This is a genomic window from Geodermatophilus sp. SYSU D00698, assembly GCF_054050335.1.
The window spans coordinates 305,193-316,350 of the sequence record NZ_JBJGZD010000002.1 but is presented as its reverse complement, the minus strand read 5'-3'; the positions used below and the strand labels follow the sequence as shown (position 1 = coordinate 316,350).

Sequence of the window (11,158 nt, the reverse complement as noted above, 5' to 3'; positions counted from 1 at the left end):
GCACTGCGCCGTCGATGACCACACCCGGCTGGCCTACGCCGAGATCCACCCCGACGAGCGCGCCGACACCTGCGCCGGCTTCCTGCGCCGGGCCGCAGCCTTCTTCGCCGCGCACGGCATCGCCCGCCTCGAGCGGGTGATGACCGACAACGCCTTCGCCTACCGGCACAGCCACGCCTGGCGCCAGGCCCTGACCGACCTGGGCGCCGAGGGCCGCCGGATCCGGCCCTACCGGCCGCAGACCAACGGCAAGGCCGAGCGGTTCAACCGCACGCTGCTTGAGGAATGGGCCTACGCGCGCCCGTTTGACTCCAGCTCAGACCGGGCCGCGGCCTTGCCCGGCTGGCTGCACACCTACAACCATCACCGCACCCACAGCGCCCTCGGCGGACGGCCACCGATCGGCCGCATCCCCGTCAACGACCTCGCGGGACAGAACACCTAGCGGCGGGTGGCGGCCCAGACCGCCGCACCGGCCAGCCCGGCGGTGCCCGCCACGACCCGTCCCCGGCGGCGCTGCGGACCGCCCCAGTCCCCGCGCACCAGCGCCGGTCCGGGGGAGGGGGTGAACAGGGCGCCGTCGGTGGGGCCGTCCGGGCGGCCGGCGCGCAGCAGGTGGCGCCCGAGCACGCGGGCGGTCAGCCGGCCGACCCGGTCGGGAGCCAGCGGGTAGGCGGCGGCGAGGACGTTCTGCAGGCCGGGGCGTACCGACCGCCGCGGGTCGGCGAGCAGGCCGGCGATCCGCTCGGCCACCCGCTCGGGGCGCATGACGGGCGGCAGTGGCCGCAGCGTGCGACCGGTGCGGTTGCCCGAGGCCCGGGCGGTGGGGGTGTCGGTGAAGGGCGGGTGGACGGCGCAGACGGCGATCCTCGAGCGGATCCCCAGCTCGTGCCGCAGCGCCTCGGTCAGCCCCGCGACCCCGTACTTGGCGGCGGTGTAGGTGGCCGCCCACGGGGTCGGTACCCGTCCGGCGATCGACCCCACGTTGACGATCACGGCGGGACCGCCGGAGGTCAGCATCCGCGGGACGGCGGCCGCGCAGCCGTGCAGGACGCCGAGCAGGTCGACCTCGAGCAGCCGCCTCTGCGTGGCCAGCGGGATCTCCTCGAAGGGCCCCCACAGGCTGGTGCCGGCGACGTTGGCCCAGCCGTCGATCCGGCCGAAGCGCTCGACGGCGGCGCCGGCCAGGCGCTCGACCTGGCCGGGGTCGGTCACGTCGGTCGGGACGGTCAGCACCTCGGCGCCCAGGGCGGTGCACTGCGCGGCGGCCTCCGCCAGCCGGTCGGCGCCCCGGGCGGCCAGCACCAGCCGCGCTCCGCGCTCGGCGAGCAGGCGTGCGGTGGCCAGCCCGATGCCGCTCGACCCACCGGTGACCACGACGACCGGACCGCTGCCCATGCCGTCCCGGTACCCGGATGTGCCCGGGGCAGGCGGTCATCCAGGGGGTCGGCTCGTCGCGCGGCGGGGCGAGCGACCCCCGGCTGGTCCTTCGGATCAGAACGGTGGCGGGTCGTCGTCCGGGTGGGCCGGTGACGGTGGTCCGGGATGGTCCGGCGGCGGGTCGGGTTCGGTCGGGGGCGGTCGCAGGCCCGGTGGCCGGGTGGTGCGGGTGATCCCGGACGGCGTGGTGACGGTGAGGGTCCCGTCGGCGCTCATGTGGAAGCGCCAGCCGCGGGCGAAGGTCTTGAGGCGGTGGTGGCTGCGGCACAGGCAGCACAGGTTGGCGCAGTCGGTGGCGCCGCCGGCGGCGTGGGGGACGACGTGGTCGGTGTCGGCCCAGCCGACGCGCTGGCCGCAGGTGGGGAAGCGGCAGGTGCGGTCGCGGGTGTGCACGAACCGCTGCAGCGGCGCGGAGGGTGCGTAGGCGTCGGTCGCGGCCGGGCGGTCGAGCACCGCACAGTCGCAGTCGCCGCTGGCTTCGGCCGATTGCTCGACTCCAGCGTCGGCCGGGTGGTCGGCGCAGCCGGTGCGGGCCAGCCGACGCAACCGGTCGAGGGTGGTGGTGGCCCGCAGCGTGCCGTCGTCGTCGACCAGCGCCAGCGTCACCGAGCCGCCCTCCGGTGCCCGGACGCCGAGGGCCTCCAGTTGCTGCAGAAGTTCCCGGAGGTGGGCGGCGGTGATCGGCAGGCCGTTCACCGCCCCGGCCTCGCTGCTGCGGCCGGCCAGCGCGGCGAGGGTGGCGATGACCTGCAGGTGGGCGCTCACCGGCGGGCGGCCGGTCTCCCACGGGCGCTGCAGCAGGTCGGCGAGGACCAGGGTGCGCAGCTGCCCGATCGGCCGCTCGTCCCCGTCGGCCTTGAGCATCCGGGCGAGTGCGTCCACGAACGCGAAGCTGGCCGCGGCGACGTCGGCGGGCAGGTCGGCGGCGAGGGTGGCCATGCCGTCGAAGGGGCAGTCGTACAGCCGCACGTCGGCGTGCCGCTCGGCCTGCTTCCGGCGGCCGTCGATTGCCTCGCCGTCGGCGTCGAGCAGCAGCGCCAGCGCGCGGTCCTTGAGCCTGCGCACCGTCAGTTGCGTCGCGCTCGGCAGCAGCCGGGCCTCGATCGTCCGGGCGGTCGCCGCGCTCGTGTGCTCCAGCACGTCGACCAGCGCCCTGGCGCGCGCCTCGTCCAGCGCGCCGGCGGCCAGCGCCGCCCAGGTGCCGGGCAGGTGCGAGCGGTACGTCCACGCGCGGTGGGCGAGGTGGGAGGCGGTGCCCCGGCCGACGTTGAGCACCACCGCCAGCTCCGCGGTGAAGAACTCCGCCACCCCGGGCAGCTCGGCATCCGGCGCCCAGGAGCCACTCCTCGTGCCAGGCGTGCCGGGCGCGGGGTCGGTGTCGGCGGGGCGGGCCTCGGCCAGGCGGAGCACCAGCTCGGCCTCGTAGGCGGCCTCCATCGCCTTGCGCGCCTGCACCCGCTGCAGCTCGGCGGCCGCCTGCTCGTCCGACAGCAGCGCCACCGGCAGCCGGGGGATCGACACCGGCCGCTCGAGCAGCCAGCCGGCGAGCGCGCGCTCCAGCGGCGACACGTGGCCGGCGACCTCCTGCACACCCCGCACGCTACGGCCGGGGTACGACAGTTCTCGCAGGTCAGCGGCACACGATGCTGACCATGACGGGCAGGCGGTGCTGATCCCAGGGACAGCTGAAAGGGCGCCCAGCGACCGGCCCTCAGGCGGCCAGCGGCTGCGACGGCTCGTCGGCGGGCACGGTCGCCGGGGTGCGCCGGTGCGACAGCCGCAGGCCGGCCGCCGCGCCCAGCGCCAGCACGATCACCACGGCGCCGTAGACCACCGCGGTCAGCCGCAGCCCGACCGCGCCCGAGGCGATGCCCGCGACGATCGCCGGGATGCTGAACGCCAGGTAGCCGACGACGAAGACGCTCGACAGCAGCCCCGCGCGGTGGCCGGGCTCGACGCCCGCCGTCACGGTGGCCACGGTGCCGAGGAAGGCGGCGCCGAAGCCCAGGCCGGCCAGCCCGGAGGCCACGAAGAACAGCCACAGCGTCCCGGTGACCAGAGCGACCAGCAGGCCGGCGACGGCGGCCGCGAACACGACGCAGCCCCCGCCCATCGCCCGGCGGGGCGGCACGTCCCGGGCGAGCACGCCACCGACGGCGGCGGCGCCCTGCATGCAGAGGATGAGCAGGCTGCCGACGAGGTGGTCGGCCACGTCGAACACACCGGCGGTCAGCGACGGTCCCAGCGACAGCACCAGCCCGCCCATCGCCCAGAGCGCGACCAGGCAGGGGACCCCGACGGCGAACGCGCGCCGCTGTGGCCGCGGCACCTCCACCCGCGGGCGCAGCGAGGCCAGCGCCCCGGGCACGCGCGGGGAGGTCTCGGGCAGCAGCCAGGCGAGGGCCGCGCCGAGCACGAAGGCCACGGTCAGCACGCCGAACACCCACGGCGTCGGCTCCGCGATCCCCTCGATCGCCAGGCCCGCGCCCACCGCGCCCAGTGACAGCCCGAGGCCCGGCGAGACGCTGTTGAGCAGCGCGCCCAGCGGGCGCGCCGAGGGGCGCTGCAGGTCGAGCAGCGCCGCGCCGAGCGACCCGGTCAGCGCGCCGGTCGACAGCCCCTGCAGCGTGCGTGCGGCCAGCAGCCAGCCCACGCCGTCGGCGGCGAGGAAGACCGCCATCGCGACCGCCTGCAGCAGCAGCCCGGCGGCGAGCACCGGCCGCCGGCCCACGTGGTCGGACAGGCTGCCGACCACCAGCAGCGCGGCGAGCAGCGCGAAGGCGTAGATGCCGAACACCAGCGTCAGGACGCCGGCGCCGAAGCCGAACTGCTCCTGGTAGACGCGGTACAGCGGCGACGGCACGCCGGAGGCGGCCAGCACCAGCACGAGGAGTCCGGCCACCGACCAGAACGCGACCGGACGGGGGAGGCGGGGCACGACAGTTGCCAAGGCCACCGATCCGGCCGGCATTCCCGTCAGGACGGGTAGCGGCGCGGCGTGTAGACCTGCCCGGCCGGCGTCACCCGCGTCTGCGAGGACCCGACCAGCAGCAGGCAGCGCATGTCCACCGTCTCCGGGTCCAGGTCGCGCAGCGTCGTCACCCGGACCTCCTCCTCCGGCCCGCCGACGTCCCGGCCGACGACGACCACCGTCTCCGGCTCGCGCACCTCGCGCAGCGCGTCGAGCGCCTTGGCCAGCTGGTGCGGGCGCGCCCTGGACCGCGGGTTGTACAGCGCCAGCACCAGGTCGGCCGCCGCCGCGGAGCGCAGCCGGTCGAGGACGACGTCGAGCGGCTTGAGCACGTCGGAGAGGCTGATGACGGCGAAGTCGTGCCCGAGCGGCGCGCCGACCCGCGACGCGACCGCCTGCGCGGCGGTCAGCCCGGGCAGCACCCGCACCCGGACGCCGGCGTGCTCGGGCCGGGCGGCCACCTCGAGCACCGCGGCGGCCATGGCGAACACGCCCGGGTCGCCGCTCGAGACCACCGCGACCCGCCGTCCGGACCGGGCCAGCTCCAGCGCGTGCGCGGCCCGCTCGGCCTCCACCCGGTTGTCGCTGGGGTGGCGGGTCTGCCGCGGGTTGGCCGGCACCCGGTCCAGGTAGGGGCCGTAGCCGACCAGGTCGTCGGCGGCAGCGAGCGCGTCGGCCACCTCGGGGGTGGTCCAGCCGCGGGCGCCGGGACCGAGGCCGACGACGACGACCTCGCCGGTCCGCGGGGCGGCGTCCGGGAGGTCCGCGGGGGCGGGCGTGGTCCCGGTGAGCGGCGAGGGCAGCAGCGCCAGGGAGAAGTACGGGACGGTCGCGGGGTCGACGTCGGCCAGCGGCATCGTCCGCTGGCGGTCGGTGGTGGCCCGCTCGACGTAGAGCGCCCGGTCGAGCACGCCGGCGGCCTCGAACGCCTCGCGGACCCGGCCGAACGTCCGGCCGAGCTTCACCACCGCGGCCGAGTCGGTGGTGGCCAGCCACTCGGCGAGCTCGTCGGCGGGCAGCGTGCCCGGCAGCACGGTGAGCACCTCGTCCCGCTCCACCAGCGGCCGCCCGACGACCGCGGCGGCGCCGCTGACGCTGGTCACGCCGGGTACCACCTCGGTCGGGTAGCGGTGGGCGAGCCGCTTGTGCATGTGCATGTAGGAGCCGTAGAAGAACGGGTCCCCCTCGGCGAGCACGACGACGTCGCGGCCGGCGTCGAGGTGCGCGGCCAGCCGGGCCGCGGCGGCCTCGTAGAACTCGTCGATCGCGCCCTGGTAGCCGCCGGGGTGGTCGGTGCCCTCGGTGGTGACCGGGTAGACCAGCAGCTCCTCGACCTGCCCCTCCCGCAGGTAGGGGGCGGCGAGCGCGCGGGCGACCGAGCGGCCGTGCTGCGCGGCGTGGAAGGCGACGACGTCGGCGGCGGCGATCAGCCGGGCGGCCTTGACGGTGACCAGCTCGGGGTCGCCGGGGCCCAGCCCGACCCCGTACAGGCGCCCGCTCACTCGACGTCGCTCGCGATCGCGTTGACCGCCGCCGCGGCCACGGCGCTGCCGCCCCGCCGGCCGCGGACCACGAGGAACGGCAGGTCGGAGGCGGCGAGGGCCTCCTTGGACTCGGCCGCGCCGATGAAGCCGACCGGGATGCCGAGGACGGCGGCCGGGCGGGGGGCGCCGGCGGCGACCATCTCGAGCAGGTGGAACAGCGCGGTGGGCGCGTTGCCGACGGCGACGACGGCGCCGTCGAGCCGGTCGCGCCACAGCTCCAGCGCAGCGGCGGTGCGGGTGGTGCCGAGCTCCGCGGCCAGCGCCGGCACGCGCGGGTCGCCGAGGGTGCAGACGACGTCGTTGTCCTCCGGCAGCCGCCGGCGGGTGACGCCGGAGGCGACCATCTGCGCGTCGCACAGGACGGGCGCGCCGGCGTCGAGGGCCTCGCGGGCGAGCCGGACGACGTCGGGGCTCGCGGCGACGTCGGCGGCCAGGTCGACCTGGCCGCAGGCGTGGATCATCCGGACGACCACCCGCGCGAGGTCCTCGGGCAGGCCGGCGAGGTCCGCCTCGGCGCGGATCGTCGCGAACGACCGCCGGTAGATCTCGGCGCCGTCCTTCTCGTACTCGTACATCGGGCAGGAGGCTACGTCGCGCACGGAGCGGGTAGCCGGGGGCATGGCCCTTCCCCGCCTCCTCGTCCTCGTCCTCGCCGGTGGTGCCGGTGGGCGCCTGCAGCTGCTCACCGAGCACCGCGCCAAGCCCGCCGTCCCGTTCGCCGGGGTGTACCGGCTGATCGACTTCCCGCTGAGCAACTGCGAGCACTCCGGCATCCCCGACGTCTGGGTGTCGATCCAGCAGCACCCGGCCTCGCTGGCCGACCACCTCGCCAACGGCCGGCCCTGGGACCTCGACCGCACGACCGGCGGGCTGATGACCCTCCCGCCGTTCCAGGGCACCGAGCGCGGCGGGTGGAACACGGGGACGGCGAACTCGCTGTGGCGGCAGGCCGAGCTGATCCGCCAGTTCGGCCCCGAGGCGCTGGTCGTGGTCAGCGCGGACGCCGTCTACGAGCTCGACTACCGCGAGGTCGCCGAGGCGCACCTGCAGTCCGGCGCGGAGGTGACGATGGTGACCACCGAGGTCGCCGCCGACGACGCCGCCCGCTACGGCATCGTGGAGGTCGACGGCGACCGGGTGACCGACTACGCCTACAAGCCCGACGAGCCGGCGACGACCACCGCCACCAACGAGGTCTTCGTCTTCGACCCCGGGCCCACGCTCGACCGGCTGGAGCAGCTGCGGTCGGAGGTCGGCGAGGAGGGCCTCGAGGACCTCGGCACCCACCTGCTGCCGGCGCAGACCCGCGACGGCGGCGCGCGGGCGCACCCGCTCAAGGGCTACTGGCGGGACGTCGGCACCGTCCCGGCGTACTGGGAGGCGCACCAGGAGTTCCTGTCGGAGGAGCCGCCGATCGACCTCGACGCCCCCGGCTGGCCGATCCACACCCGCGGCGGCCGGCACAGCGCCGCCCGGGTCCTCGACGACGGCCAGATCGAGAACAGCCTGCTGTCGGGCGGCACCCGGGTGTCCGGCAACGTGCGCGGGTCGGTCATCTCCCCGGGCGTCGTGGTCGAGGCCGGGGCGACCGTCGTCGACTCCGTCCTGCTGCCCGGCGTGCGGGTGCGCTCCGGCGCGACGGTGACCCGCGCGGTGGTCGACGACCGCGTCGACGTCGGCAGCGGCGCCACGATCGGCGGCGACGGCGACGTCACGCTGGTCGGCCGCGCGGTGTCCGTCCCCGAGGGCACCGAGGTCTCCCCCGGGGCCCGCTACCCGGACCCCGAGGAGGACCAGCCGACGCGGTAGCCGTCGAGGGTCGCGACCACGTCGAGGACCTCGCCGCGGGGGCGGCCGCAGCGGCGCTCGCAGCCCGCCCAGTGCACGCGGGCGCCCTCCGGCACGGTCCCGGACGCGACCGCAGCGGCGGCGTCGGCCCGGACGTCGGCCCGCGACTTCGCGCACCCCGGCCGGCCGGCGCACGCGGTGACCCGCGCCCAGGGGCTGTCGGCGTCGAACACCACGCCGGTCCGGTACAGGTCGACGGCGGTGTCGTCCACGCGGTCCTCGGCCAGGTCGGGCACGACGACGCTGCGCCACGGGGTCAGCTGCACCCCGCCGGCCAGCGACGCGAGCAGGTCGGCCTGGTCGGCGGAGAGCCGGCCGAGCGGGACGACGCCGACGAGCGCGGTCCGCCCGTCGGCCTGGGTCTCCGCGCCGACCGGGCCGGCGTCCGGCGCGGCGGGGACGGCGGCCGGCGCGGCCGGGGCGCCGCCCAGCCGCGCGGCGACGCGCGCGGGCCCGTCGTCGAGCTCGGTCAGCCGCCAGGCGGTGCCGCCCTGCGCGGCGCGCTCGGCGAGGAAGGCGCGGGTGGCGGCGAGCAGCAGGCCGACGGCGTCGTCCGGCGCGGCGCGCAGCCCGCTGTCCGCCCCGCCGAGCAGCAGCGCGACCGAGGACGGCGACAGCGCCAGCAGGCCGACGTCGCCGCCGAGCCTGGACACGTCGCCGCGGCCGTCGTCGAGCGTGGCCAGGTAGCGGCCCGGCAGCGCGGCGAGGGCGGGGTCGGCGCACAGGCCGGCGTCGAGCGCGGCCACCCACGGCCGGGCGTCGAGCAGCCCGCCGGCGCGGCCGGTCAGCGCGCTGGCCAGCACGTTGCGCACCCGCTCGTGCGTCTCGCTGGGCAGCAGGCCCACGCCGGCGAGCCGGTCGCCGAGCTCCCGCGCGGCGCCGGCGGCCAGCCCGCGCAGCTGCAGGTTGCCCCGGCTGGTCATCTCCAGGGCGCCGTCGCCGAGGTCGCGCGCGGCGGCGGCGAGCACCCGCAGCTGGGCGGCGGTGAGCAGGCCGCCGGGCACCCGCACGCGGGCGAGCTCGCCGTCGGCCGCAGGGTGCGTCTGCAGCGCGCCGGGGCAGGCGTCGGCGCGCGGTCGGGAGGAGGTCATCGCGCCCGCGAGGCTACGACGGGTCGAGCACCCCGGCGGCGAGCTCGGCGGCCACCGGGTGCCCGAACAGCCCCGGCAGCCCGCCGGTGTGCACGAACACGGTCCGCTCGCCGGGCCGGACCGAGCCGTCGGCCACGGCGGCGGACAGCCCGGCCAGCGCCTTGGCCGTGTAGACGGGGTCGAGCAGCAGCCCCTCCGTGCGGGCCGCCGTCCGCAGCGCCGCGACGGCGGCGTCGGTGCGGGCGCCGTAGCCGTCGCCCACCTGGTCCCGGCGCAGCCGCAACCCCTCCGGGGACCCGCCGAGCGCCCTCACCAGGCCGGCCACCCGCTCGGCCGGGTCGGGCACGGCGCCGACGTCCACGCCGAGCACGCGCTCGGCGCCGAGCCCGGCCACCAGGCCGGCCATCGTGCCGCCCGAGCCGACCGCGACGACGACGTGCCGGGCGTCGGGCGCCTGCTCCCGCAGCTCGTCCGCGCAGGCCAGGTAGCCCCGCGCGCCGGTGGGCGAGGAGCCGCCCAGCGGCAGCACCGCGGGCACCTCGCCGGCGGCCCGCAACTCGGCGGCCGCCGCGGCCAGCCGGGCCTCGACGTCGTCCGGGCCACCGACCACCACGACGCGGGCGCCGAGCGCGCCCTCCAGGGCCAGGTTCCCGGGCCGCTGCGCCGACGGCGCCCCGTGCAGCACCAGCACGGCGCGCAGCCCCACCCGCGCGGCGGCCGCGGCGGTCATCCGCGCGTGGTTGCTCTGCACGCCGCCGCTGGTGACCAGGACGGTCGCGCCGTCCCCGGCCGCCTCGGCGACGAGGTGCTCGAGCTTGCGCACCTTGTTGCCGCCGCCGAGGTCGGTCAGGTCGTCCCGCTTCACCGCCAGGTCCCCCGGCCGCAGGCCGAGGGCGGCGGCGAGCCGCGGTGCCGGGTCGAGCGGGGTGGGCCAGTGCGCCAGGCGGACGGTCACCCCCGCATCGTGCCGGGGTCAGGCGTCGCGGCGGGCCCGGTCGAAGGACATCCACACCTCGCGGCGCTCCCTGCGGCTGGTCACCTGCGCCATGGCGGCGACCCGGCGGCGCTGGTCGAAGGAGGCCACGTGCTGGACGACGGCGACCTCGGCGTCGCGCATCGCCCGCTCGGCGGCGAACTCGGCCGGCGTCGACGGGTACTCGTCGGCCGGGACCGGCGGCACCTCGTCCCGCTCGCGGGCGTACGGGCTGTCGGGCGGCAGGTTGCCGCTCACCCGGCCGTAGGCGCCGAGCAGCAGCAGCACCAGGCCCGCGGCGACGGAGAAGCCGACGTTGCTCAGCCGGAAGGCCAGGAGGTTCAGCCCCGTGTTGAGCACCGCGAGGTTGGCCAGCGCCGACACCAGGAACAGCACGCCGATGACGATCATGACCGTCGAGGCGGTGCGGGGGCTGCGGAAGGCGGCGACGACCAGCACCACCGCGGTGACCAGCGAGATCACCGACAGCAGGCCGTTGGACGACATGCCGAGGATGCGCTGGCCCTCGGTCGAGAAGAAGGCCAGGCCGTTGGCCAGGCCCAGGACGCCGAAGACGGCGATGATCCCGGCGACGACGAACGCCCCGGTGCGCTGGACGGCGTAGACGCGGCTGCCGGACGCGGGCTCCCGCTCGGCGCGGGCCGGGGCGGCGGCGGTCGGGGCGGCGGCGGTCGGGGCGTCGGTGCGCGGGGCGGGGTCGGCGGCGCCGGTCCGTGCGCGGTCGGCCGTCCGGTGGCGGTGCAGCGACAGGGCCATGGTCGTGCTCCTCGGGTCGGTGGTGCTGACACCGGTTGTTCCCAATCCGGTCGTGCCCGGATGCACCCGGTTCCGGACCTTCTCGTCCCTCCTGTCCGCCGGGCGTGTCGTGGTCTCGGGAAGAGCGGGCGCCGCGCCGTCGTTCCGCGGGCGTGACCCAGCCGTTCAGCCCCGACCTGCACTCGGAGTTCCTCCGCGCCGACCTCTACCTCTCCATGGGGCAGCCGATCGAGGCCGCCCGCCTGCTCGAGCCGCTCGTCGAGGCCGAGCCGGGCAACGGGGCCGCCCTCGAGCTGCTGGCCCGCAGCTACTTCGGCTCGGCCCAGCTGCAGCGCGCGGAGGCGGCGCTGCGCCGGCTGGTCGACCTCACGCCGGCCGACGGGTGGGCCCGCCGCGCGCTGGCCCGCACGCTGGAGCGGCAGAGCCGCCGCGACGAGGCCGTCGCCCACCACCGCGTCGCCGACGCCCTGGGCGCCGCCTGACCGTTCCTGCTCCGTCACCGGCGGACGCTTGA

11 protein-coding genes are annotated in these 11,158 nt (G+C 77.3%); 3 read left to right on the top strand and 8 right to left on the bottom strand.

Annotated features, from left to right (window positions below):
• Positions 1 to 445 (top strand): integrase core domain-containing protein (locus tag ACI8AB_RS03275; protein ID WP_456948933.1); only part of this gene is annotated, 445 nt, incomplete at its 5' end.
• Here ACI8AB_RS03275 and ACI8AB_RS03270 read toward each other — a convergent pair.
• The 5 genes from ACI8AB_RS03270 to ACI8AB_RS03250 form a co-directional block, all read right to left on the bottom strand.
• Complete coding sequence (locus ACI8AB_RS03270; RefSeq protein ID WP_456948932.1) at positions 442 to 1,398, bottom strand: SDR family NAD(P)-dependent oxidoreductase; 957 nt, start codon at positions 1,396 to 1,398, stop codon at positions 442 to 444. The genes ACI8AB_RS03275 and ACI8AB_RS03270 overlap by 4 nt on opposite strands.
• A gap of 96 nt (positions 1,399 to 1,494) precedes the next feature.
• Positions 1,495 to 3,030: a DUF222 domain-containing protein gene (locus ACI8AB_RS03265; protein WP_456948931.1), complete on the bottom strand. Its 1,536-nt coding sequence runs from the start codon at positions 3,028 to 3,030 to the stop codon at positions 1,495 to 1,497.
• Between the two features lie 121 nt (positions 3,031 to 3,151).
• On the bottom strand, positions 3,152 to 4,342 hold the full coding sequence (locus tag ACI8AB_RS03260) for an MFS transporter (RefSeq protein ID WP_456948930.1): 1,191 nt from the start codon (positions 4,340 to 4,342) through the stop codon (positions 3,152 to 3,154).
• A 74-nt stretch (positions 4,343 to 4,416) separates the two neighbouring features.
• The gene (locus ACI8AB_RS03255) at positions 4,417 to 5,913 is read right to left on the bottom strand and encodes a precorrin-2 C(20)-methyltransferase (RefSeq protein ID WP_456948929.1); all 1,497 of its coding nucleotides are present in this window, start codon (positions 5,911 to 5,913) and stop codon (positions 4,417 to 4,419) included.
• On the bottom strand, positions 5,910 to 6,530 hold the full coding sequence (locus ACI8AB_RS03250; RefSeq protein WP_456948928.1) for a precorrin-8X methylmutase: 621 nt from the start codon (positions 6,528 to 6,530) through the stop codon (positions 5,910 to 5,912). Before ACI8AB_RS03250 ends, ACI8AB_RS03255 begins: the two co-directional genes overlap by 4 nt.
• Positions 6,531 to 6,573: 43 nt before the next feature.
• Between ACI8AB_RS03250 and ACI8AB_RS03245 the strand changes: the two genes are divergently transcribed.
• Positions 6,574 to 7,764, top strand: a complete 1,191-nt coding sequence (locus ACI8AB_RS03245) for a glucose-1-phosphate adenylyltransferase family protein (RefSeq protein WP_456948927.1) — start codon at positions 6,574 to 6,576, stop codon at positions 7,762 to 7,764.
• Here ACI8AB_RS03245 and cobG read toward each other — a convergent pair.
• The 3 genes from cobG to ACI8AB_RS03230 are packed head-to-tail and all read right to left on the bottom strand — an operon-like array spanning position 7,728 to position 10,644.
• Positions 7,728 to 8,894, bottom strand: a complete 1,167-nt coding sequence (gene cobG / locus ACI8AB_RS03240) for a precorrin-3B synthase (RefSeq protein ID WP_456948926.1) — start codon at positions 8,892 to 8,894, stop codon at positions 7,728 to 7,730. The two genes, ACI8AB_RS03245 and cobG, sit on opposite strands and share 37 nt — an antisense overlap.
• A 13-nt stretch (positions 8,895 to 8,907) precedes the next feature.
• A complete protein-coding gene (locus ACI8AB_RS03235; RefSeq protein ID WP_456948925.1) occupies positions 8,908 to 9,849 on the bottom strand; it encodes a pyridoxal-phosphate dependent enzyme in 942 nt (313 codons plus the stop codon).
• 18 nt (positions 9,850 to 9,867) lie between these two features.
• Complete coding sequence (locus ACI8AB_RS03230; RefSeq protein WP_456948924.1) at positions 9,868 to 10,644, bottom strand: DUF4383 domain-containing protein; 777 nt, start codon at positions 10,642 to 10,644, stop codon at positions 9,868 to 9,870.
• 152 nt (positions 10,645 to 10,796) lie between these two features.
• Between ACI8AB_RS03230 and ACI8AB_RS03225 the strand changes: the two genes are divergently transcribed.
• Positions 10,797 to 11,126: a tetratricopeptide repeat protein gene (locus tag ACI8AB_RS03225; RefSeq protein ID WP_456948923.1), complete on the top strand. Its 330-nt coding sequence runs from the start codon at positions 10,797 to 10,799 to the stop codon at positions 11,124 to 11,126.
• The last annotated feature ends 32 nt before the right edge of the window (positions 11,127 to 11,158 follow it).